This window comes from Nocardia salmonicida, from assembly GCF_036142455.1.
Classification (GTDB): domain Bacteria; phylum Actinomycetota; class Actinomycetes; order Mycobacteriales; family Mycobacteriaceae; genus Nocardia; species Nocardia salmonicida.
In genome coordinates this window covers 665892-689509 of record NZ_CP108014.1, presented here as the reverse complement: position 1 = coordinate 689509, position 23618 = coordinate 665892, and the positions used below count along the sequence as shown (strand labels likewise).

At 62.1% G+C, this 23618-nt stretch carries 16 protein-coding genes and 3 rRNA genes; 10 read left to right on the top strand and 9 right to left on the bottom strand.

From position 1 onward, the window contains the following. Positions 1-21 precede the first annotated feature (21 nt). Positions 22-2169 (top strand): BREX system Lon protease-like protein BrxL, encoded by a 2148-nt coding sequence (gene brxL, locus OHS03_RS03475; protein WP_328660723.1) that lies wholly within the window; start codon positions 22-24, stop codon positions 2167-2169. A 154-nt stretch (positions 2170-2323) separates the two neighbouring features. Here the strand turns inward: brxL and OHS03_RS03470 are convergent, their stop codons facing one another. Then, positions 2324-2728, bottom strand: a complete 405-nt coding sequence (locus tag OHS03_RS03470) for a DALR anticodon-binding domain-containing protein (protein WP_328660722.1) — start codon at positions 2726-2728, stop codon at positions 2324-2326. Positions 2729-3154: 426 nt separating this feature from the next. Between OHS03_RS03470 and OHS03_RS03465 the strand changes: the two genes are divergently transcribed. The 3 genes from OHS03_RS03465 (at position 3155) to OHS03_RS03455 (ending at position 5572) form a co-directional block, all read left to right on the top strand. After that, on the top strand, positions 3155-3802 hold the full coding sequence (locus tag OHS03_RS03465; RefSeq protein WP_328660719.1) for a hypothetical protein: 648 nt from the start codon (positions 3155-3157) through the stop codon (positions 3800-3802). A gap of 98 nt (positions 3803-3900) precedes the next feature. Further along, positions 3901-4329, top strand: coding sequence for a hypothetical protein (locus tag OHS03_RS03460; protein ID WP_328660717.1), 429 nt, complete (start codon positions 3901-3903; stop codon positions 4327-4329). Then, positions 4322-5572 carry an McrC family protein gene (locus OHS03_RS03455; RefSeq protein ID WP_328660715.1) on the top strand — a complete coding sequence of 417 codons (1251 nt, stop codon included), beginning with the start codon at positions 4322-4324 and terminating at the stop codon, positions 5570-5572. The genes OHS03_RS03460 and OHS03_RS03455 overlap by 8 nt, the downstream gene beginning before the upstream one ends. A 171-nt stretch (positions 5573-5743) precedes the next feature. Here the strand turns inward: OHS03_RS03455 and OHS03_RS03450 are convergent, their stop codons facing one another. Further along, the gene (locus tag OHS03_RS03450) at positions 5744-6004 is read right to left on the bottom strand and encodes a hypothetical protein (protein WP_328660714.1); all 261 of its coding nucleotides are present in this window, start codon (positions 6002-6004) and stop codon (positions 5744-5746) included. A gap of 212 nt (positions 6005-6216) precedes the next feature. Between OHS03_RS03450 and OHS03_RS03445 the strand changes: the two genes are divergently transcribed. Both OHS03_RS03445 and OHS03_RS03440 read left to right on the top strand, forming a co-directional pair. Continuing rightward, entirely contained in the window at positions 6217-7302 is a 1086-nt protein-coding gene (locus OHS03_RS03445; RefSeq protein WP_328660712.1) for a WD40/YVTN/BNR-like repeat-containing protein, read from the top strand. A 4-nt stretch (positions 7303-7306) separates the two neighbouring features. Further along, on the top strand, positions 7307-7579 hold the full coding sequence (locus OHS03_RS03440) for a MoaD/ThiS family protein (RefSeq protein WP_328660709.1): 273 nt from the start codon (positions 7307-7309) through the stop codon (positions 7577-7579). Between the two features lie 25 nt (positions 7580-7604). On the opposite strand, the gene OHS03_RS03435 is transcribed toward OHS03_RS03440, so the two are convergent. Together OHS03_RS03435 and OHS03_RS03430 are read right to left on the bottom strand one after the other, a co-directional pair. Beyond that, positions 7605-8978, bottom strand: coding sequence for a DoxX family protein (locus tag OHS03_RS03435; RefSeq protein ID WP_328660707.1), 1374 nt, complete (start codon positions 8976-8978; stop codon positions 7605-7607). Between the two features lie 102 nt (positions 8979-9080). Beyond that, on the bottom strand, positions 9081-9542 hold the full coding sequence (locus OHS03_RS03430) for a hypothetical protein (RefSeq protein ID WP_328660705.1): 462 nt from the start codon (positions 9540-9542) through the stop codon (positions 9081-9083). 192 nt (positions 9543-9734) lie between these two features. On the opposite strand from OHS03_RS03430, the gene OHS03_RS03425 reads away from it, so the two are divergent. After that, positions 9735-11696, top strand: coding sequence for a UvrD-helicase domain-containing protein (locus OHS03_RS03425; RefSeq protein ID WP_328660703.1), 1962 nt, complete (start codon positions 9735-9737; stop codon positions 11694-11696). A gap of 68 nt (positions 11697-11764) precedes the next feature. On the opposite strand, the gene rrf is transcribed toward OHS03_RS03425, so the two are convergent. From rrf to OHS03_RS03410, 3 genes are all read right to left on the bottom strand, one after another. Continuing rightward, a 5S ribosomal RNA gene (gene rrf / locus OHS03_RS03420) occupies positions 11765-11881 on the bottom strand. A gap of 116 nt (positions 11882-11997) precedes the next feature. After that, positions 11998-15135: ribosomal RNA gene (locus OHS03_RS03415) — 23S ribosomal RNA — on the bottom strand. 326 nt (positions 15136-15461) lie between these two features. After that, positions 15462-16980 (bottom strand): 16S ribosomal RNA (locus tag OHS03_RS03410). Together the 16S, 23S and 5S rRNA genes form the textbook arrangement of a ribosomal RNA operon. Before the next feature lie 482 nt (positions 16981-17462). Between OHS03_RS03410 and OHS03_RS03405 the strand changes: the two genes are divergently transcribed. After that, entirely contained in the window at positions 17463-18086 is a 624-nt protein-coding gene (locus OHS03_RS03405) for a SanA/YdcF family protein (protein WP_328660701.1), read from the top strand. Here the strand turns inward: OHS03_RS03405 and OHS03_RS03400 are convergent. Beyond that, positions 18013-18666 (bottom strand): hypothetical protein, encoded by a 654-nt coding sequence (locus OHS03_RS03400; RefSeq protein ID WP_328660699.1) that lies wholly within the window; start codon positions 18664-18666, stop codon positions 18013-18015. The two genes, OHS03_RS03405 and OHS03_RS03400, sit on opposite strands and share 74 nt — an antisense overlap. Positions 18667-18793: 127 nt before the next feature. Here OHS03_RS03400 and OHS03_RS03395 point away from each other — a divergent pair, with 127 nt between their 5' ends. Together OHS03_RS03395 and OHS03_RS03390 are read left to right on the top strand one after the other, a co-directional pair. Continuing rightward, the gene (locus tag OHS03_RS03395; protein ID WP_328660697.1) at positions 18794-19048 is read left to right on the top strand and encodes a hypothetical protein; all 255 of its coding nucleotides are present in this window, start codon (positions 18794-18796) and stop codon (positions 19046-19048) included. Positions 19049-19170: 122 nt separating this feature from the next. Further along, the gene (locus OHS03_RS03390) at positions 19171-22461 is read left to right on the top strand and encodes a DEAD/DEAH box helicase (RefSeq protein WP_328660695.1); all 3291 of its coding nucleotides are present in this window, start codon (positions 19171-19173) and stop codon (positions 22459-22461) included. Here OHS03_RS03390 and OHS03_RS03385 read toward each other — a convergent pair. Beyond that, on the bottom strand, positions 22443-23501 hold the full coding sequence (locus OHS03_RS03385; RefSeq protein WP_328660694.1) for a class I SAM-dependent methyltransferase: 1059 nt from the start codon (positions 23499-23501) through the stop codon (positions 22443-22445). The genes OHS03_RS03390 and OHS03_RS03385 overlap by 19 nt on opposite strands. Positions 23502-23618 lie beyond the last annotated feature (117 nt).

The window sequence follows — 23618 nt, the reverse complement described above, 5'->3', positions numbered from 1 at the left end:
GACGTCCTCGCTGCTGCCGACGTGACCGATACCGCGCCGACGAAGTCAGCCCTCGATGACAAGATCAACGAGCACTTCGCCGGTGCTGTCGTCCGCAAAGACCTTGTCAAGGCAGTCCGCGGCAACGCCGTCGTGCCGTCCTACGTTCTGGAGTACCTGCTGGGCCAGTACGCCGCGTCCGACGACGAAGCGACCATCCAGGCCGGCATCGACAGTGTGCGCCAGATCCTCGCGGCGCACTACGTCAACCGCAACGAGCACATGCTTGTGAAGTCGAAGATCCGCAGCAAGGGCCGACACCGTGTGATCGACAGGGTCACGGTCACGCTCAACGAGAAGGACGATGTCCACGAGGCAGAGTTCGAAAACCTTCAGGTCAAGGGCGTCATCATCGACGACGTCACGGTCAAGCAGAACCCCAAGCTCCTCGTCGGCGGGGTGTGGTGCATCTGCGATATCGAGTACTTCCACTCCGACGACCAGCGCGTCGTGCCGTGGATCCTGGGCAGCCTCAAACCCATCCAGGTCGCCGGCGTCGATATCGACCACTACCACGAGGCGCGCAAGGCGTTCACCACCGAGGAGTGGGTCGACCTCCTCACGCAGTCGATCGGCCTCAACCCTGAGCAGTTCACCGAGCGCGGCAAGCTGATCGCCCTGACCCGCCTCATTCCGTTTGTAGAGCGCAACTACAACGTCGTCGAACTCGGCCCGAAGGGGACCGGCAAGTCACACACGTTCAGCGAGTTCTCCCCGAACGGCATTCTCATCTCCGGCGGCGAGGTGACCGTTGCGAAGTTGTTCGTCAACAACGCGAGCGGCCGCATCGGCCTGGTCGGGTACTGGGACTGCATCGCCTTCGACGAGTTCGCAGCAAATCGCCGCGCGGACAAGAACCTCGTCAACGTGATGAAGAACTACCTCGCGAACAAGTCGTTCTCGCGCGGAACCAGCATCTTCGGAGCCGATGCATCGATGGCGTTCATCGGCAACACGACACACACGGTGCCCTACATGCTCAAGAACTCCGACTTGTTTGATGAGCTGCCCGACGCCTACCGAGACCCGGCGTGGCTCGACCGCATCCACCACTACATTCCCGGCTGGGAAGTCGCCCCCATTCGCTCGGAGATGTTCTCCACGGGATACGGATTCGTCGTCGACTACCTCGCCGAGATCCTGCGGGCGAAGCGGTCCGAGGACTTCTCGGACAAGTACAAGCACTCCTTCACCCTCGACAACTCGGTCTCGACGCGCGACCAGGATGCCATCCGTAAGACGTTCTCCGGATTGATGAAGCTCGTCCACCCGACAGGCGAGGCCACCGAGGATGAGGTCCGCGTGCTGCTGGAGTTCGCGATCGAGGGCCGCAAGCGTGTAAAGGACTCGATCCTGCGGATCGATGCCACCATGCGCGATACCCGCGTGCACTTTAGGTATGCGGATGTGACCGGGACGTGGCACGAGGTCGCAACTCTTGAAGAAAGCCAGTACCCCCAGCTGTACCGGCGGAACTGGGATGCGGCGCCGCACAGCGACGTCAGTTCAGGTGGCGACGACGTCGCGCCCGTACCAGGCGGGTCCGCTCCCGCCGGACCGGTCGGCGGTGACGCATCCGGCGCAGCGGCTCCGACGCGGCCGGCTGATGTTCCACTGACCGAAGGGCACCAGGACTTTTCAGCTGGCCAGATGCGTGTCTCCTACGAGACTCTCCTCCTGCCTTACCTCCGCGGCGCATCCAAGATCACGATCACCGACCCGTATATCCGCATGCCGCATCAAGGACGTAACCTTGCGGACCTGCTCAGCCTCTTCGCGGCCGCCAAGGACGACGCCGAAGAAATCGATGTCGTGCTCGTCACCACCGAGCAGCCGAAAGCTGAGTTCAAGCAGAGTCAACTACTCATGCTGAAAGCGATCAAGGACGCATCCGACGCTGTGGGTGTGCGCCTGTCGGTGCGACTCGACGACACGATCCACGACCGCCGCATCGAGACCAATCACGGCTGGCGCATCGACCTCGGCAAGGGGCTCGACATCTGGCAGAAGACGAGCGACAACCCCTTCGACTTCGGCCGTAACCGCCAGGAGTTCCGCCTCATCGGATCGGCGTTCACCGTCCACTACGTGAAGATCCCCGTCACGCCGGAACTGGAGGCAACACTGTGACCCAGGTGTGCATCAATAGCCTCCCGCACGAGTCCGTAATGGGGCAGGCAATCGATGGAGTCAACGCGTCGGCATCGGCCACACGATGGTGGCGAACAGATGAGCACGCGACGTGGCGAGGCCATTTGCCACTTTTCCGGCGTGCTGTGGATCGTCACTGATAGCGCCCCCTGACATCGGCAGCGAGTTCGATCAGGTCGGAGTCATCGACGGTCAGATACCAGCAGTAGCCCGTACGGCATGGTGCCCACTGCTTGACCGCCCTCTCCACGTCGAACTTCTTGGTCAGCAACGGACTGTCGGCCAAGACAGAGCGTCGATATGAGCGAGCGTCCGGCCGAAGGATCACATCCGTTGCGGGCGCCATTCCCAACTGACCCAACCCCTGCTCCAGTGTTTGAGCAGACAACTGGCACAACGCGATTCGGTTCGAGCGAATCGGCTTATCCGCTGCGACGACCGGGTACAAGTCGTAGAAGGTGGTGTATGCGCGGGCAAGATCGTAGCGACATTTCGCCAGGCGGCGGGGCTCAAACGCTTCGGCCACCTTCGCCGGCACGATGCGTAGCCGCCTGGAGGCAGTGCGAGCTGCCGTTCCGCCGGTTCGAGTGGACCAGCCTTGTCGACCGTGATCTTCATTGTGGCGTCTGCCTACCGCAGGATCGAGCAGTAGTCCCCGCCGCTCATCCAACCTCCTCCGTATGGGTTTCGGTGCCGAGTGCATGTGAACGCGGCGCTAACACGATACGCACCTGGTCCGCGTGGTCGCGGACAAGTCCGCGCAGCCGCAACAGCCTTGTGTCGTTGACGTTTGACCGTCTCCGGCGTTACGACACCCAGCAGGTCATCCACGGTCCGAGCATTCGTGGCCCGCCCTGTCGTACTCCGGCGATAGAGTTCACGCACCCGCTGTGAATCTAAGGAAAGCTGTTATGGCCCAGTCCAACCAAGATGGGCCGTCGCGGCTTGAAGGAGATCTGACCCAATGCCACTCGCGTACCGTTCGTTCTTTCGCGTTCGGGATGAGCCAAGGCTGCTCGAGCTGGCAACCCAGCAGCTGAACTCATGGTTGCGGTCTAAGCAGTGGGACATCGATGCACTCCGATTCGGTGCCGCACGTGACATCGCCCCGGAGGTTGTCGGCGTCGCACTGTCCGAAGAGCCCCGTGACGGGACACGGACTACTCGGTATCGGTTCGTTCAGGGCGCAGGTTGGGTTACCGAGCTTACGATCCACCAGGGCCGCTCGGAGCGCGACAGCTGGGTATGGATCGATCTGGAGAGTCCAGAGAAAGGTCCTTCGGCAAAGACACCACGCCTCGCGGGCGACCTGCTCGCGGTGCTTCACGGCCGAGACGGAGATCACCTACTCGGTGCTGGACCGCGCATCGTTCGAGTAGACGAAGTCGGCTCCGTCGTCGATGCACTCACGGATCTCGATCGTCGCGGACATCTGTTTATCGCGGGTACGTCGCCAGATCTACCGGTGGACAAGTGGTCTGGCTACGTCGGAAAGCTCCTGAAAGAGACCGTCGGCCTGGCTGCGTCCTACGTACTCGACGCAGAAGCAACCGTCGAATTCAATGCTCTTACGCCACAGTCACATCGGGTGGATCCCGGTTCGGCGAGCTGATCACCGTCCTGGAAACCGACAAGCGCGGCCTCGGCGTGGACCTGCCCATCAGTCAGCGCACTTTCGCCGTGCCACCCAACGTCCAGATCATCGGTACGATGAATACCGCCGACCGCAGCGTCGGCCACCTCGACGCGGCGATTCGCCGCCGCTTCGCGTTTATTCACGTCGGCCCCGATCCGGAAGTAGTGTCCGGCACCATCGGTCCTATCGATCTTCCCGAGCTGCTGTCTGCGCTCAACGACCGAATCGCCGTTCACCTCGACACCGACCACCAGATCGGGCATTCATACTTGCTCCACAACGGACTCCCGGTCTCGACCGAAGAGGAACTCGCCGCCGCCTACTACCACGACATCGTGCCGCTGCTCGAGGACTACTGCGTGGGTCGCGCCGAACTGCTGCACCGCGTGCTCGGCACCCTGGTGGATCCCGAAACCGGCCGACCCCATGTCATCGCGGTCACCGACCTTCCGACATCGCTTGCCGTCGAATTCATTACCAGCTCAACAGCTCTCGATGAGTGATCGAATCGAGGTTCGTCTTCACGAGTACGGATCCGCCCCGGTCGACGACGACCTAATCACCCCAGGCGACCTCGCCCGCTTGCGTGCCCTCCAAGCCCAGGGCCGTTTTAAAGTGGAGGAGACACGTACAGGCTGGCGTCTCGAGGCCAACGGAACGGTCGGCATCCTCAACCTGGACCGAACTCGTTTGGTCATCGAACCGAAGCTCGCCTTTACCGGTGAGTCCCTCATTCGCTGGCTCTGCTACGCCCTGTCCGTACCCGTCCCACACGATTCGACCGCGCGCGATTGGTCCGTCTCCCGAACCGGATTCACCGACATCATCGCTGCCGCACTTCTGCACGAATGCCAAATTCTGCTCCGAGACGGCTTACGCCGCGACTACGTTCGCAATCATCAGCTCGCCCCTGTGCTGCGTGGCCGGTTCGACGCTGTAGCTCAAGCCACTCGCCGTTATGGCATGCTCGACCAACTTCACCACGACACCTTCGACCGCAGCCCGTCGATCTGGGAGAATGAAGTCTGCGGCCACGCGCTCATCGCCGCTCGCGCGAAGGTATCCGATCCCTTACTGGCACAACGGCTGTCGATGATTGCTGCCGAATTCCCCGCTTCAGGAAGGGTTTCCGGCGCCGTCAATGCCCTCTCCCGAGCCACCTATAACCGCCTCAATCATCGCTATCGCCCAGCCCATATTTGGGCCGGTCTGATCCTTCGAGCCGGCGGGGTAGCCGATCTGCTCACTGACACAGGCACCAGCGCCGAAAGCCTTCTTCTCCATCTCCCCCGCATCTGGGAAGTAGCCGTCGCCCGCCTCATCGCCGACTCTGTCCCACCCGGCACGACCACAGCCACCACCACCTCGGCCACCAAGATCACGGTCTCCGGCGACCTGTCGACCCGAACGTTCCGCCCAGACGTTGTAGTCACTTTCGCCTCGCTCGGCACACCGCGACACCTCCCCATCGACGCGAAATACAAAGGCTACGAAGACAGTTCCATCTCAGCCGCCGACACTCACCAACTTCTCACCTACATCACCGGATACTCCCCCGAAGACGCCCCCACGGCCGCAATAATCCACCCGCGCACCCATCGGCACTCTCTCCGAACATTGCGTGTCCACGGAAACAACCGGCACCTAGGCACAATTCACACCATCGGCATCGATGTCGACCAAGCTCCTACCGCTACCGCGACATGGCTCCGCACCGGAATGTTGGACTCTGTTCAGGCGTTGTGATCCACAGCCTCCGTAACCGTGAAGACCAACCTTCAGCACGTCCGTCGAGGCCTTCTGGTCTGGCAGTCTTCGACAAATCGCACACCTACCGAACCAGGTTGGCTGTGGCGACATGGACGAGCTTCTCCGCCGCCTCCAACGGCGACCTGGTCGAGACCGACATCGAGTTTCCTACTCGGCAGATCGTGCTTGCGAAAGGACCTCATCGATGGCGGCACGGAGGTCGAACACCAACTTGTAGCGGCGGACAGACTCCGGGCCGGTCAGTTCGATGTCACGGCCGGTAGCCCGCCAGACGTCACGGATCGAGCCGTCATCGAGCACCTCGTAGCCTTCGGATTCGGCCCAGCGGTCGACGTCGCGGGCACGTGCCGCAAGTGAGTCTGCAGCCTCAGTCCTGCTGCTGAAAGCCTGGATATCTTTCCAGGACATACTTATCCACCCTTCATCGACCGAGACCAACGTCTATTTGTATCAATCTTTGCGAAATCTGACCGCTCTTGGCAGAGCTAGTTGGGTGCTCGCGGACTCCCCATGAGTTTGCAGGTTCGGTAACGAGTGCCCCATGAACCCTCGGGTGTTGTCGGTGTGACGGCGTAGTGTCACGCATATCGGCGTTGCGGGTGACCAACCGGAGGTTCGCGATGGACGTACTGCTCGGAATCGGAACACGTAAGGGATTATTTCTGGCTCGCAGTCGGGATGAGCGGGCCAGTTGGACGGTGTCGCCGCCCCAGTTCCCGGTTGCTGACGTGAAGGCGTTGGCGATTGATACCCGGCAGGAGACGCCGCGGGGACTCGCCGGGGTGTTGAACAGTCATTTCGGGCCGACGTTGGTGGTCAGTGATGATCTCGGGCAGACATGGAGCGAGCCGGATGACGCGCCGCTGGCGTTTCCGGAGGATACCGAGGCTGCATTGGGCGGCGTTTGGCAGATTACTCCTGCCACCGATGCCGAGCCGGATGTCGTGTACGCGGGCGTCGAACCGTCGGCGTTGTTCCGGTCGGCTGATCGCGGCCGGACGTTCGAGCTGGTCAGGGGGTTGTGGAACCATCCTCATCGGCCGCAGTGGGAGCCGGGCGGTGGCGGGCTGGCTTTGCACACCGTGCTGCCACATCCGGTCGATACGCAGCGGATGGCGGTGGCCATGTCCACCGGTGGGGTCTATCAGACATCCGACGGCGGCGAATCATGGACGCCGACGAACAAAGGCGTCACCGCGGATTTCATGCCCGGCGAATTGCCGGAATGGGGGCAGTGCGTGCACAAAGTCGCCCTCGATGCCGAATCGCCGAGCACCATGTATCTGCAGAACCATGGTGGCGTGTTCAGAAGTACCGATGCAGGCGTGAGCTGGCAATCGATCGACGGTGGATTGCCGCCGTCCAACTTCGGCTTCCCGATCGTCGCGCATCCGCGTAAGCCGGGGGTGATCTACACCTTCCCCCTCGTCGCGGACATGGAGCGCTTCCGCTTCCCACCCGATGCCACCTGCGCGGTGTATCGCAGCGAGACATGGTCGAAGCAGAACGATGGGCTTCCGCAGGTCCCGTTCTGGGCGGCGGTCATGCGCGACGCCATGTGTGCCGACGACGCCGACCCGACCGGCATCTATTTCGGCACCCGCAACGGCGAAGTGTATTGCAGCGCAGACGAAGGCGACCATTGGCAGCTCGTGGCCGACAAGCTGCCGGACGTGCTGTGCGTGCGCGCCGCGGTCGTCGGTTAGCGCGATGGCTCGTGTCTGTCTGCCCTCCATGCTCCGCGCCTACGTCGACGGCGCCAAGGAATTGGACGTCGACGGCGCGACCCTGAAGCAGGTTCTCGATGCGCTGCGCGAACGGTCGCCCGGGTTGGAACGCCGACTCCGCGACGAACGCGGGACGTTGCGCCGGTACGTGAACTTCTATGTCGACGGTGACGAATGCCGTCTGCTCGATGGTCAGGACACCGCTGTCGGTGCGGGCACCGAGGTGATGATCATTCCTTCGGTCGCCGGTGGATGATCCGTATTCTGTTGGAGCACAATGCTTACCGGAAATAGGGCGTGGCCTGCACCCAATGGAACCCTCGTGAGACAGCCGGGTACTGCGCGAGGTCGACCTGGTCCAGTTGCATTCGCACTGGTCGTCCACCGAGCGAGCCCTCCAAGATCAACCGATCCGACTGTGGCTGAACGTAACTGAAGGTCGCGAGCTTCCATTGGTGTGTCGTGTCTTTCGACAGTGTGATGGTGTGCTGGTCGGTGTCGATCCGGGCAGGGAACGAGACAAGTGAATCGTCGAGCCGCTGCATGGTTATGCCCTGGGGGATGTCGAAGATGATGCGGCGAAATCGTTCGGTGGCGCTCGGTATTCCGCCGTTGGGCCGCGATTCGCGGAAGTCGACCAAGGCGGGCACCTCCTCGCCACCAACCGAGTACACGGTGACGTTCCAGATGCCGTAGAGCGGTGACTTGGGCCGTGCGTTGCCGTAGGTGTGCCAGCCGTCGTATGCCTCGACGGTCGTCGCGCCGAGCAGCCACACCCCCATCAGTACCTGGGCTGCCACAAGGATTCGGCCACCGCGCGGTGTGGAAAGCAAAGGTGCCTGCGGTCGAGTTCCTACGGCCCGGCCGAGCAGGGCGCGCACGATGCGAACGATGTCTGGTGCGGCCAATACCGCTGCGTACAGGAACAATTGAATGGCGAACAGCTTCACCGGCACATCGAAGGTGAGATTCATCAGCAGCACCTGAAGAGCCACGATCACGGCCAGCACAGACCCGAGCCCCGCGGTCACCGGCAGGATCAGCAGCAGCGCCGCGGCGACTTCCGCCGCACCCAATGCCATCTCATACGGCTCCGACAGCGACGACTGAGCCCACAGCACCGCCATCGGACTCATATGACCGAACGGTTCGACCAGCCGCTCGAGGTTGAACGACATCTGGGACGGCAGCACTTTGATCATCCCGTACAGCAAGAGAGCGCTGACCAGGGAAATACGCAGCAGCAGCCGGAACCATTCATACAGGCGCACGTAGTTCGGGCGGCGCCGGTCGAGGACCGACCAGGCAGCGGTGACCGGTACAGCGACCAGGAGCAGGGTGAAGACAGCCACCCACTTCGCAGCAGTGTCACCGCTGCCGGTGACGGTGTAATCGATACGCACATCGAAGATTTGGGTGCCGACCCAGTCGGTGAGGGGATGCAACGCCGTCCATTTGGCGACCTCACTCACCGTCTCCTGCGGCACACCAAAAGTGCGCAGCAACGCATGCAGCAGCCACACCCCGGCCATCCCTATACCGAGAACAACAAACCCGAACCGGAAGACAACCCGGACAGCCGGATGCCACCGCTCCACGACTTCCCGTTCGACGTCGACGATGGGCTCCCGCTGAGCCAACACCCCTGTCACCATCCATCACTCCTACGGTCGAAAGCCGTGCGGGTGAAACGCTATGACAGCTGGCGGGACTCGGAAATCCAGCAATATCGTTGCCCCGAGCATTCGGGTCACGCGTCAATTCAGAACAGACCACACATTGCCGTCCGGTCCTTGGCCGAGGCAGAGAGGATGGCGTGCTCTGTCCAGCTGTGTGATGCCGGCGCGGTCCACGGTGCTGAGCGGCCACTGGTCGGGTTGCGACATCCGGCTGGTGCCGATGCTCTCGACCTGGGCGCGAACCGCCAAAGTGACGCGGCCTGGAAGCAGCTCGGTCACGCACTCCGCTGGCGCGAGCGCAATTTCGGTGAACGTGATGGTGCTGACGTTCGCACCATTGGACGCGTCGGTGAACGCGAAGGGAGTTCCGAGACCCGGCGTCGGCGCTGCACTGGCCGAGATCGTGGCCGGCGACTCGGCGCTCCCGCACCCGGTGACACCGACCAGAACGACCGAGACGGCGATGGGCGCCAGATAACGCTGCCTGAATGAAATCCCCTCGTGCGGAAGCCAACCGGAAAGCTCTGCACGACGCGGCACCCTGCTGGAAATGCGCAGACCACATGACCACGGCCAGGTCGAGGCTCGCCGGAGGTGTACGTGCCGAGGTCGAACCGCTCGGAGCCCGTCCAGTCGATCCGTATGCCGTCTCCTCCGATGTCAACTATGTTGGTACTCAACGCATTACAGCTCCGCCCGCTGTACGGAGCTGAGGTATCCGGAGGGGGATCGATGCCGAATATTCATCGCGAGCGGGTAGCACGGTGGGCGGAGCGCACCCTCGCCGAGCAGCGACAGTTGACGCCGGATCAGCGGCGGTTCCTCGCAGCGCTTCTCACTGTGCGCGGCTGGCACGTTCTCGTCGACCGCGGTTCGCCCATGCCCGACCGGATCGCGGCTTTCGCGCTGGGGCGCACGGGCGTTTTCGCCCTCGTCTTCACCGACTCGCTGCCCAGCTCGGCCGACGTTCTGAAGATTCGTGGCGATGCCGAACGAACGTTCTCCAGGCTGGTTGTCGGCGGCGCTCAGTTCGTACCGCATTCCGTCGGTGTCGCGCTGCTCATGTCGCGTGGCTCGCGGGCTTCGGCAGACGGCCGCTATCTCGTCGTCGACGAGTCCGATTTCGTCGACACATTGGTGCGTCGTGAGAAGCGGATGCGCGCGGAGCGGGTCAGTGAACTCGCGGCGACCGCTGCGGAGAAGCTCGCTACACACAGATATCTCTGCGCGGACGACGCTCCGGAAGCCGAGACTGTCGATGCCGGTGGCCTGTTCGACCAGGACGACCTCCGTGCCGACGCAAGGTCATCCGCGCTCGCCAGACCGTTCAGCGACTGGATGACGTTCCTCGATCCCGATCAGCTGTCGCTCGTCCACACCACATTCACCGGCCCCGCCCGATTCAGCGGTCCGGCGGGCACCGGAAAATCGGTCGTCGCGCTACATCGCATGGCGCATTTCGCCAAGCGCACTCCTGGGCGACTGCTCTTCACGACATTCGTCAGGAGTCTGCCCGCCTACCACGAGCGAGGTTTCGCACAGCTCGCGCCGCACGCCACCCAACGTGCCGAGTTCACCGGCCTGCATGCGTGGGCGAAAGCCTTTCTGATCCGCCGCGAGGTCCGATTCAACCTGGACGACAAAGCGATCCACGCCGGATTCGCCAAAGCGTGGCAAGGTGCCAGAGGGGTGTTGGGTCGGGTCGAGGGCACCGACCACGGCTACTGGCAGGACGAGATCGACCGGGTAATCAAGGGGCGCAGGATCACCGACCTGGAGTCGTACAAGCGCGTGCAGCGGGTGGGTCGTGAGGGAATCAGCCTGCGGTCGCCGCGCCGTGAATTCGTCTGGAAGAACTGGTATCAGCCGTACCAGGAAGTCCTGGATACGCGGCATGCCCACGATTTCAACGATGTCATCGCACTCGCCGTCGACGAACTTCGAGCCCGTCCGCTCGACAGCACCGAGGCGTACGCCATGGTCGTCGTCGACGAAGTACAGGACTTCACCCTCATGCAATTACAGCTCGTGCACCAGATAGCGGGCGGCGGTCCCGATGCTCAGTTGCTCCTGGTCGGCGATGGACAGCAGCAGGTCTATGCCGGCGGTTGCACCCTGTCCGAGGCGGGGATACCGCTCGCCGGTGGTCGTGGCCGTGTGTTGCGCACGAACTACCGTAATCGTGAAGCGGTGCTTCGGTACTCACAACGAATAGAGGCAGGCAATACCGTCGATGATCTCGATGGTGGCGCCGGCGTCATCCTGCGCGACAGCGATCCGACACTGCCGGACGGTCGGGCAGCAGACGTTCGCGTCTCCCGCCGCGATATCGATGGTCTACTCCCCCGTGCCCTCCGTGAGGCACAACTGGCGCCGGGTTCCGAGATCGCGGTGATCGTGAACTGGCCGAGCGAAGTCACGCGATATCTGCGGGTGCTCCGTCGGGCTGGCTTCCAGGCTGTCTCGTTGGAGAACTACGACGGATCACAGGTCGGGCCGGTCAAGGTGGGCACGGTGCGCCGTGCGAAGGGAATGGATTTCGCCGCGGTCTTCCACATCACCGAGGAACCGCCGAGTAACCTCGATGCGCTGTCCGGCGGTGCCAGGGACCGAGCCGAGATGCTCGCCAGACAGTTGCTCGTCGCCACCAGCCGCGCCCGTGACTATCTCTGGGTCGCCTACCTGTCGGACTGAATCAAGGGATAAGGACTGGGAACGCAAAAAGGCCCCCAACCAATGGTTGAGGGCCTTTCGCAATGATGTTCCGGCAGTGTCCTACTCTCCCACACCCTGTCGAGTGCAGTACCATCGGCGCAGGTGGCCTTAGCTTCCGGGTTCGGAATGGGACCGGGCGTTTCCCCACCGCTATAACTACCGTAACTCTATGAAACTAGACAGCGCTCCCCAACCAACACACCCCTCACGGGACCCGTTGATCAGGTTTGCTGCAGTGTCTGTTGTTTCAGAAACCGCACAGTGGACGCGTAACACCTTCATAAGTAAGCCCTCGGCCTATTAGTACCAGTCACCTACACCAGTTACCTGGCTTCCAATTCTGGCCTATCAACCCCATGGTCTGTAGGGGGCCTTAACCCATCAAGTGGGAGAGAAACCTCATCTTGGAACAGGCTTCCCGCTTAGATGCTTTCAGCGGTTATCCCTTCCGAACGTAGCCAACCAGCAGTGCTCCTGGCGGAACAACTGGCACACCAGAGGTTCGTCCGTCCCGGTCCTCTCGTACTAGGGACAGCCTTCCTCAAGTTTCTTACGCGCGCGGCGGATAGAGACCGAACTGTCTCACGACGTTCTAAACCCAGCTCGCGTGCCGCTTTAATGGGCGAACAGCCCAACCCTTGGGACCTACTCCAGCCCCAGGATGCGACGAGCCGACATCGAGGTGCCAAACCATCCCGTCGATATGGACTCTTGGGGAAGATCAGCCTGTTATCCCCGGGGTACCTTTTATCCGTTGAGCGACACCGCTTCCACTTGCCGGTGCCGGATCACTAGTCCCGACTTTCGTCCCTGCTCGACCTGTCAGTCTCACAGTCAAGCTCCCTTGTGCACTTGCACTCAACACCTGATTGCCAACCAGGCTGAGGGAACCTTTGGGCGCCTCCGTTACATTTTGGGAGGCAACCGCCCCAGTTAAACTACCCACCAGGCACTGTCCCTGAACCAGATCATGGTCCGAGGTTAGAAGTCCAATACGATCAGAGTGGTATTTCAACGACGACTCCACCCGAACTAGCGTCCGAGCTTCACAGTCTCCCACCTATCCTACACAAACCGTACCGAACACCAATACCAAGCTATAGTGAAGGTCCCGGGGTCTTTTCGTCCTGCCGCGCGTAACGAGCATCTTTACTCGTAATGCAATTTCGCCGAGTCTGTGGTTGAGACAGCAGAGAAGTCGTTACGCCATTCGTGCAGGTCGGAACTTACCCGACAAGGAATTTCGCTACCTTAGGATGGTTATAGTTACCACCGCCGTTTACCGGGGCTTAAATTCTCAGCTTCGCCCATAACAGGCTAACCGGTCCTCTTAACCTTCCGGCACCGGGCAGGCGTCAGTCCGTATACATCGTCTTACGACTTCGCACGGACCTGTGTTTTTAGTAAACAGTCGCTTCTCTCTGGTCTCTGCGACCCCACCCAGCTCCAACCGCAAGGGTTTTCACCGGGCGTGGTCCCCCTTCTCCCGAAGTTACGGGGGCATTTTGCCGAGTTCCTTAACCACAGTTCTCTCGATCGCCTTAGTATTCTCTACCTGACCACCTGTGTCGGTTTGGGGTACGGGCCGTGTACCAGCTCGCTAGAGGCTTTTCTCGGCAGCATAGGATCACTGAATTCCCCTCAACGGGTACGCATCACCTCTCAGGCTATATGAACGGCGGATTTGCCTACCGTTCGCCCTACAGGCTTACACCAGGTATTCCATCACCTGGCCCAGCTACCTTCCTGCGTCACCCCATCGCTTACCTACTACAGCCAGGGTCGTATGCAGCAATTGCTCCCCTCGCCCGAAGGCTCAGTAAAACAACATTTGGATACTTAGCACAACTGATTCAGCATTGGGCGCGGATACACGGGTACGGGAATATCAACCCGTTGTCCATCGACTACGCCTGTCGGCCTCGCCTTAGGTCCCGACTCACCCTGGGCGGATTAACCTGGCCCAGGAACCCTTGGTCATTCGGCGGACGAGTTTCTCACTCGTCTTTCGCTACTCATGCCTGCATTCTCACTCCCGTGGCCTCCACAGCTAGTTCACACTGCTGCTTCCACGGCCACAGGACGCTCCCCTACCCATCCACACACCTGGCCCCAACCACTACAGTTGAGACGGGCTATTGTGTGAATGCCGCGGCTTCGGCGGTGTACTTGAGCCCCGCTACATTGTCGGCGCAGGATCACTTGACCAGTGAGCTATTACGCACTCTTTCAAGGGTGGCTGCTTCTAAGCCAACCTCCTGGTTGTCTAAGCGACCCCACATCCTTTTCCACTTAGTACACGCTTAGGGGCCTTAGCCGGCGATCTGGGCTGTTTCCCTCTCGACTACGAAGCTTATCCCCCGCAGTCTCACTGCCACGCTCTCACACACCGGCATTCGGAGTTTGGCTGACTTCGGTAAGCTTGTAGGCCCCCTAGGCCATCCAGTAGCTCTACCTCCGGTGTGAAACACGTGACGCTGCACCTAAATGCATTTCGGGGAGAACCAGCTATCACGGAGTTTGATTGGCCTTTCACCCCTACCCACAGCTCATCCCCTCAGTTTTCAACCTAAGTGGGTTCGGGCCTCCACGACGTCTTACCGTCGCTTCACCCTGGCCATGGGTAGATCACTCCGCTTCGGGTCCATAATGTGCGACTAAAGTTTCGCCCTATTCAGACTCGCTTTCGCTACGGCTACCCCTCGACGGGTTAACCTCGCCACACACCGATGACTCGCAGGCTCATTCTTCAAAAGGCACGCCATCACCCCACACACTCAAGAGTGCGAAGGCTTTGACGGATTGTAAGCGCACGGTTTCAGGTACTATTTCACTCCCCTCCCGGGGTACTTTTCACCTTTCCCTCACGGTACTAGTCCGCTATCGGTCACCAGGGAGTATTCAGGCTTACCGGGTGGTCCCGGCAGATTCACAGCAGATTTCACGGGCCCGCTGCTACTCGGGAGACATCCACAACAGCCAAGAAGTTTTCGTTTACCGGACTATCACCGTCTATGGCAGGCCGTTCCAGACCACTTCAACTAACCACTTGGTTTCTTACTGTTGCTCAACTCGGCAGAGTTGAGAAGAATGTTCCCACTACCCCAGCTAGACAACAACTGCCGTCTATCACATCTAACTGGTTTAGCCTCATCCGCTTTCGCTCGCCACTACTCACGGAATCACTGTTGTTTTCTCTTCCTGTGGGTACTGAGATGTTTCACTTCCCCACGTTCCCTCCACACACCCTATATATTCAGATGCGGGTAACACGACATCACTCGTGCTGGGTTTCCCCATTCGGAAATCCTCGGATCTCAGCTCGGTTGACAGCTCCCCGAGGCTTATCGCAGCCTCCTACGTCCTTCATCGGCTCCTGGTGCCAAGGCATCCACCGTACGCTCTTAAACACTTACTAACAAAGATGCTCGCGTCCACTGTGCAGTTCTCAAACAACACACCCCAGAAAGTTCCGTACCCAGACCTACCCAACCTTGCGGCCGGCGGTTTCGAGGAAAACTCTCTCGGATCGTTTGTTTTGCCGTGAAAGACACTCGCGTGTTCTTTCAGGACCCAATAGTGTGTCGGTATACCCATCGCGGTCGAAGACATTGCTTCGACCGTATGCGATGAAAGTTGTCAGCGTTCCACCCATGAGCACCGCCGGACTACATATGAGTCCGAAACGGCTCTGGCATCCTCAAAGTTCGACTACTCGAACCGAGGAATGCAGATGCTCCTTAGAAAGGAGGTGATCCAGCCGCACCTTCCGGTACGGCTACCTTGTTACGACTTCGTCCCAATCGCCGATCCCACCTTCGACGGCTCCCTCCCACAAGGGGTTAGGCCACCGGCTTCGGGTGTTACCGACTTTCATGACGTGACGGGCGGTGTGTACAAGGCCCGGGAACGTATTCACCGCAGCGTTGCTGATCTGCGATTACTAGCGACTCCAACTTCACGGGGTCGAGTTGCAGACCCCGATCCGAACTGAGACCGGCTTTAAGGGATTCGCTCCACCTCGCGGTATCGCAGCCCTCTGTACCGGCCATTGTAGCATGTGTGAAGCCCTGGACATAAGGGGCATGATGACTTGACGTCGTCCCCACCTTCCTCCGAGTTGACCCCGGCAGTCTCTCACGAGTCCCCGCCATTACGCGCTGGCAACATAAGATAAGGGTTGCGCTCGTTGCGGGACTTAACCCAACATCTCACGACACGAGCTGACGACAGCCATGCACCACCTGTACACCGACCACAAGGGGGCCTACATCTCTGCAGGTTTCCGGTGTATGTCAAACCCAGGTAAGGTTCTTCGCGTTGCATCGAATTAATCCACATGCTCCGCCGCTTGTGCGGGCCCCCGTCAATTTCTTTGAGTTTTAGCCTTGCGGCCGTACTCCCCAGGCGGGGTACTTAATGCGTTAGCTACGGCACGGAGTCCGTGGAAGGAGCCCCACACCTAGTACCCACCGTTTACGGCATGGACTACCAGGGTATCTAATCCTGTTTGCTACCCATGCTTTCGCTTCTCAGCGTCAGTTACTTCCCAGAGACCCGCCTTCGCCACCGGTGTTCCTCCTGATATCTGCGCATTTCACCGCTACACCAGGAATTCCAGTCTCCCCTGAAGTACTCTAGTCCGCCCGTATCGCCTGCAAGCTTAAGGTTGAGCCCCAAGTTTTCACAAACGACGCGACGAACCGCCTACAAGCTCTTTACGCCCAGTAATTCCGGACAACGCTCGGACCCTACGTATTACCGCGGCTGCTGGCACGTAGTTGGCCGGTCCTTATTCTACAGGTACAGTCACTTGCGCTTCGTCCCTGTCAAAAGCGGTTTACAACCCGAAGGCCGTCATCCCGCACGCGGCGTCGCTGCATCAGGCTTTCGCCCATTGTGCAATATTCCCCACTGCTGCCTCCCGTAGGAGTCTGGGCCGTGTCTCAGTCCCAGTGTGGCCGGTCACCCTCTCAGGTCGGCTACCCGTCGTCGCCTTGGTGAGCCGTTACCTCACCAACAAGCTGATAGGCCGCGGGCCCATCTCGCACCGATAAATCTTTCCACCACCGAACATGCATTCAGTGGTCATATCCGGTATTAGACCCGGTTTCCCAGGCTTATCCCGAAGTGCAAGGCAGATCACCCACGTGTTACTCACCCGTTCGCCGCTCGTGTACCCCGAAGGGCCTTACCGCTCGACTTGCATGTGTTAAGCACGCCGCTAGCGTTCGTCCTGAGCCAGAATCAAACTCTCCGTTGAAGACTCTCGAAACAACCCTCCCAAAGGAGAGCGAATCAAAATTATCTAACTAGAGTCCGAAAACCTAGCAAATGCGAACACCAGCAAAAAGATTCGCTGTTGTTCAATGTCCAACCTCCCACGACCGGGGGGTACATGAAAGATTGGAACCAATAATAACTATTGGCACTGACATTCATCGACACACTATTGAGTTCTCAAAGAACACACGCACACACTTCTACCCACAACATGTCGTCGGGGTTTCGGTGAGGCAAGGGTTCAAACTTAGCTCAGACAACCAGCCGGAAGCAAATCCGATCCGGATTGCACTGAACACGCAATCAGTCAGGCGCTCATCGTACTACCTCGTGTCCCGGCCGCTGGGCGGCTGAGTCGGTGTCCGTGTCGCTCTGACTGGAATAAAGTTACGTGCCGACAAATGCAATGTCAAATCCCCTAGTCAGGGGATATTTTCGCAGTGTTCATGTATGAAAGTGCGCATGGCGGAGGAACATAGCGGGAACCGTGGGCGGTTGCGTCGCATCGCGAAGACCGGACTTGTCGTGGCGGGTGGCCTGGTGTTGGTGACGGCTGGGGCGAACATCGCTATGTGGACTTTGTCGTCCGGCCATAGAAGTGATGTGGCGGCCGCGCCCAGTGCACCTGTCGTGATCGTCCCGGGTGCCAAGGTCGGGCTGGACGGAACTCCGATGGCCTATCTGCGGGGACGTCTCGATGTGGCGATCGAGTTGGTCGAGGCGGGCAAGGCCGCGGAGATTCTGCTGTCCGGGGATGCCGGCGGCTCGTCGGGCGACGAGATCGCGTCGATGACGCGCTATGTACTCGACCACGGTATCGATCCGGCCATTGTCCGGTCGGATCGTGCGGGGCTCTCCACACGGGAGACCTGTGAGCGGGCTAGGTCGATGTTCGGCATCGATCGGGCGATCATCGTGAGCCAGTATCAGCATCTCCCCCGTGCGGTGGCGTTGTGCCGGGCAGCGGGGATCGAGGCCGACGGGGTGGTGGCCTATTGCGAGTGCAGGCAGATCACCGAGGTACGCAACAACGTTCGTGAATGGCTTGCAGCACCGAAGGCCGTGGCGGAGATGATTCTGCGCTGATCGCGCGCCTCGACCGCAGAGAGGCGACCAATCGGCGCCATCTCGCAGGTCGTGCCGGCTGCTGCCCGGGAGGCGCAGTGACTATGTGCGCGTTCACCAGCGCGTAAGGCGGGCCCGCCAGTAGGTTGCGGCACCCCTGTCGAATCTGGTCTCGGATCGTCGCCGGGTCGACGAACTCCAGGTACTCGGACAGCACCGCGAACTCTCTGGCAAGGTCCTCCAATTCCGGTGCGGGCGGATCCGGGTATCCGGCGAGCTCCCGGAGTTGCACTGTGATCCCACCCAGGTGGGAGGCCAACGCGCCCTCGTCGGCCAGCAGAGCTGTCGCGTGTTCTCGGGCCAGCCGGAGCCGGACATCTACTTCCCTCGCCCGCCAGTCAGTCACGACGTGCAGTTCGGCCATGGCGGTGCGGAACAGTTCGGGGGCTCCACTGCAATCTGTTCGGTGCAGGCAAGCGAGCTCGACCAGTGCCGGACTCTCGAGTCCACGCGCGAGCGCCTCGGCGGCGGCCATGGACAGGTCCGCGCCATCGAGCTCACCGAGCACGAACAGGTCTGCGGCGTGGGCTAAGTCGTCCATGATTCCAGCGTGCGCGGCCGAAGGTCTACGGGTCAAAGGGTTTTCCGGGCGAGCGGCCGAGGTTTCCGGGAGCTCAGGGCGGTCAACCCTGTTCGTCGGTATCTATGGCGCTGATCGAGGAGAACGAGTGGGAATCATCAAGGCAATTGCGATCACGGCGGCGGTTGTAACTGGGACTGTTGTTGGGGCGGGTTCTGCTGTGGCGGAATCGGAGCCGAAGGAGAACATCGTCATCGACATCACTGTGCTGGGGTGTTCGTTCGGGGCCGGATTGGGTGGGGATGTGTTGGTGGCGCTCGGCGGCGGAAGCGGTTCCGGGGCGCTGGTTTCGAGTTCGCTGGCGGGGCGGCTGCGGGCGGCGGGGTGCTTGCCGCGACTGTAGGACCAGCATCGATGGTCTCGCCACGACCGACGCGACCGTCGGGGTGACGTGCCAGCGGAATCCTGATCGCGTACCGTGATCGGGGTTGTCTGCAATGATCGCCGACCGGATTGGGGTGCATCGTGGGCGGTTCCGAGCACGCGGCGCGGCTCGTGCGTTTCTGGCAGACCGTGGAGTTGTTCGGTCCACAACTTGTACCGGACGTCGAGACCGACGGACTGGTGGTCGATCTCGCGGCGGATGAACGCGCGCCGTGGGAAAATCTCGCCGCCCTGCCCCCGTTGAAAACCGGGCGGGTGTGGCAGTTCGTCGTGTACGGCGGGTTGTTCCAGCTGGGGCGCGCGCGGGAATCGCTGGTACGAACTTTCGGCGAGGATCAGCTCGAGGCCGACGCCCGACGGGCCGGGACCACAGCGGCTTTCGCGGTGACGCTGACCGACAGCGGGGCGGTTGTCGGGGGCTCGGCGACCCTGTCGGGGTTGGCATGGGCCGTGAATCGGTTGCGAGCGCCGGGGCCCCACGATATCGGCTGGGCCGACGGGTTCGACCACGACTCGGCGGCATTCACTGCCGCGCTCGACACGCTCACGCGAGACACGCAGTCCGACAACGAACAGATGGGTCCGGCGCCGCGGTGGCGTGCACTGGATGTGGCAGGCCGTGGTGTGGCGGCTTCGGTGATGGCGGCGGGGGCGGACGGGGTCATCTCGCCCGGGCTCGCCGGGATGTCGGCGTTGGCCTTCGCCGAACGGTTCGCCACCGCCGACGACGAGGATATCGCCGAAGCGCCCCGGTTGACCGGGCGCGACCTGCAAATATTCACCGGTGAACTGTGTGCCGCGCTGGGTATTCGATCGGAATTGCGGGCCGGTGGCGTGCGGGTGGCGTGCGTCCAGGTCGCGGCGCGTGACGCCGACAGCGATGCCGCCGAGGATCGGCTGAACAGCGGGCTGGGTCCCGATCTGGCCGAACTCGCGAAGGCGGTGGAACGCGGCGATATCGGCGCGGCGCTGCGGAGCTACCTCATGGCGGCGGAAGGGCTGGCCGTCGACGACCGCATCGATGTGCGTCGACGACAGGACGCAGTGGTCGAAGGACTACTCCCCCAGCTCGTTCCGGACGGTCGCTGGCCGGGTGACCCGCTGGTGTCGGGTCAGCAGTTCGCGGTCGATCGCGCGCTGTCCGAATTACGTAATGGTGCCGGAATTTTCGCCGTGCACGGCGCGCCCGGAACCGGGACGACGACGATGCTGCGAGACCTGCTGGCCGGGATCCTGGTCGAGCGGGCCGCGCAGCTGGCGGCCTTCGACGATCCGATGGCGGTGTTCGCGGGGATCACCGAGCAGGTCCAGGTGGCGAAGAACTACACGGTGGGCGCGCACCGATTGGCGAACAGCGTGACCGGGTTCGAAGTGGTGCTCGCGACGGGCAGCGATGCCACCGCGGCCGATGTGGTCGCCGAGGTCCAGCATCGTGGCGCGATCGACGGCGAGCTCAATCACTTCACCGACCTGGCCGAACTCGTCGGCGGTGCACCCGCGTGGGGGTTGGTCGCCGCGGCACTGGGCGGAACGCGACGAACATTCGCCGAACAGTTCTGGTTCGGGGATCGGTTCGCCGCCGAGCGGAAGACCGGGGCGCCCAACGGTGGGATGCTCGACATCCTCAAACAAGCCGAGGCCGACCCGGATTCGATTCCGGATTGGTCGACCGCGGTGCGCGACTTCACCACTCGTCGGGCCGAGGTGCGCAGGCTCGCGCAAGACCGGCAGAACGTCGCCGATGCGGTTGCCGACTTGCCCACGATGAACGCGGGTTTGCAGTCGACGGCGGTCGAAATCACCAATGCTGATGACGCACACGCGCATTGGCGAGAGCGTCATCAGCTGGCGACCGAACATCTGCGGGCCGCGCAGGCCGCCCATCATCGGGCAGGCAAGTTCCTCACCGAGCACGGTGGGCGCAAGCCCGGGTTCGTGGCATCGCTGTCGACGGGTTTCCGAGCGGGGCGGCGGTGGAGTGCGCGCAGCAATGAGTTGCTGCGCGAACGACATATCGCCGAGGCGGAGATGCGGCGACGCCAGACCGAAGTCGAATACACGCGTGAACAGTGGGCGGGGGCGGCCGAGAACGGACGCACGCTCATTCGCGAGCATGTCGAGTTGACCGAGCGGCGGGCGGCGGCGCTGGACATCATCGAGCGTGGGCGCGAGAACTGGGCGCGCACTATCCCGTTCGGTGATGTCGCGGATGACGACGAGCAGTTCCAGCTGTGCAATCCCTGGGCGGACGAACAGTACGCGAGCGCGCGGCGCGAGTTGTTCCTGTCGGCGTTGAAGTTGCATCGCGTGTTCCTGCTCAACGCGGCGCCCCGGATTCGCGACAATCTGATCGTCGCCATCGCGTTGATCCGTGGTGAGCTCGCGGTCGCGCCGAAACCGGAAACCGTTGCGGCGGCCTGGCAGACGCTGTTCTTCGCGGTGCCGATGATCACGACGACCTTCACCGCGCTGCCTCGACTGTTCGCCGGGCTCGGTCCCGAGGCGCTCGGATGGTTGTTCGTCGACGATGCCGGGCAGGCTGCGCCGCAGTCGGTGGCCGGTGGGTTGTGGCGGGCTCGGCGTGCGGTGATCGTCGGCGATCATCGTCAGCTGGGACCTGTTGGCGTGCTGCCCACTTCGGCGCAGGAAGCATTGGTGCAGCAGTACGGACTCGATGCGGAGTGGATGCCGGACCAGGCGTCGGTGCGCCAGGCCGCTGATCGTGGGGCGCGGTTCGGGACGTGGCTGATGCCCTCGGATTCGGTCGCGCCGGTGTGGGTCGGTACGCCGTTGCGGGTCCATCGGCGCAGCGACCGGCCGATCTTCGAACTCACCCATCACATTGCCTATGGCGATGATCTGCTGGTGTTCGCCACCCCGGATCGGCCGGAGTTTCCCGGGCACGATCGATGGATCGATGTCAGATCCGTACGCGCCGAAGGTAATTGGATTCCCGGTGAGGGTGAAGCGCTCGCCGCGCTGCTCGCGCGGTTGACCGAGGACGGGGTGGCCGCGGCCGATATCCGGGTGGTCAGCCCGTTCCGTGACGTCGCCGGTGGCGCACAGGAGGTCGCGCGTGAGGTGCTCGGTGCGGAGTTCGCGCAGCGGCAGGTGAGTACTGTCCACGCGATGCACGGCAGTTCGGCCGAGGTCGTGGTGCTGATCCTGGGGACATCGCCTGCCGCGGGCGGATCGCGACGGTGGGCAGCGACGAATCCGAATGTGCTCAATACGGCGGTGTCGCGGGCACGGCGGCGGGTCTACGTGATCGGCAACTACCGATTGTGGAGCAGCCAGCGGTATTTCGACGACCTCGCCAGGCGCTGGACGGTCGAGACCGAGCAGTTGGTCGATCAGACCGTGAGCCGGTAGAAGCGCCAGAATCCGAAGTCCTCGATCGGGAGGACGTCCACGGCGGTGAAACCGGCCTTCGCGGCATACTCCCCCAGCTTCGCCGAGCGCATGACCGTGCCGGTGCCTGCCGAGCCGGGATGTGCCATGCCGTCGGGCAGGCAGACCAGCAGGCTGAACCCGTACATCAGGCGGTCGAGATCGCTCGCGGGTGCGATGAATTCCGGTGCGACGGCCTCATCCATGATGATCACCGACCCACCCGGACGCAGGGCTTTGCGCATCGAGGTCAGCACCTCGACGGGGTGCGGCATGTCGTGCAGGCATTCGAAGGCGAACAGCGCGTCGTAAGTGGATCCGGGGAGGTCGGTGGCGGCGTCTGCGTGGTGGAAGCGGACACGGTTGCCGAGCTCGGCGGCGTTGTCGGTGGCCATCCGCACCGAGGGTTGGTCGATGTCGTAGCCGTCGACCGCCAGCTCGGGGTAGGCGCGCGCAAGGGCGATCGCGGACCAGCCGCCGCCGGAGCCGATGTCGGCCGCCTTGGCATTCGGGCCTGAAAGCAGCGCGTGGATGTCAGGGACCCCGGCCAGATCGGTGGCGAGACGTTGTTCGAACCAGGGCCGGTTCATGTCGGACTGGGATTCGCGCATGTCGGCGCCGTATTCGGACCAGCCGACACCACCGCCGTCGCGGTAGGCGCGCACGAGCGCGGGCATCTGGGCGGCGGCGCCCGCCAACATACGAGCAAGTGGCGCAAGGTAATTGAGACTGTTCGGGTCGGTGAGAACTTCCGCAGCGCCGGCAGGCAGCGCGAACCGCCCGTCCGCGGTCACCGTCAGAATCTCGGTCGCCGCCTGCTGCTCGAGCCACTCCTGCGCATACCGGCGATCCCCACCCGCCCGCGCGATCAGCTCACCCGCATCCGCGGGACCACCCTCGGACAACGCCCGATACCAGCCGAGCCGATCCCCGAGATGCACCGCGAGAATGTCGATCGCCCCGAGCGCGGCCCCGAACAACCGGTCGGCGAACTGCTCACTGGTCTGATCCGCTCCACTCACCGGTCGTCCTCCTGTTGATGCGACACGAATCGGCATCGACCCGCTGGTACGGACTACGCGCCGCCGAGACCAACGGTTCACCCGCCCAACGATTCGATCTCCAACCTATCCGTTGCG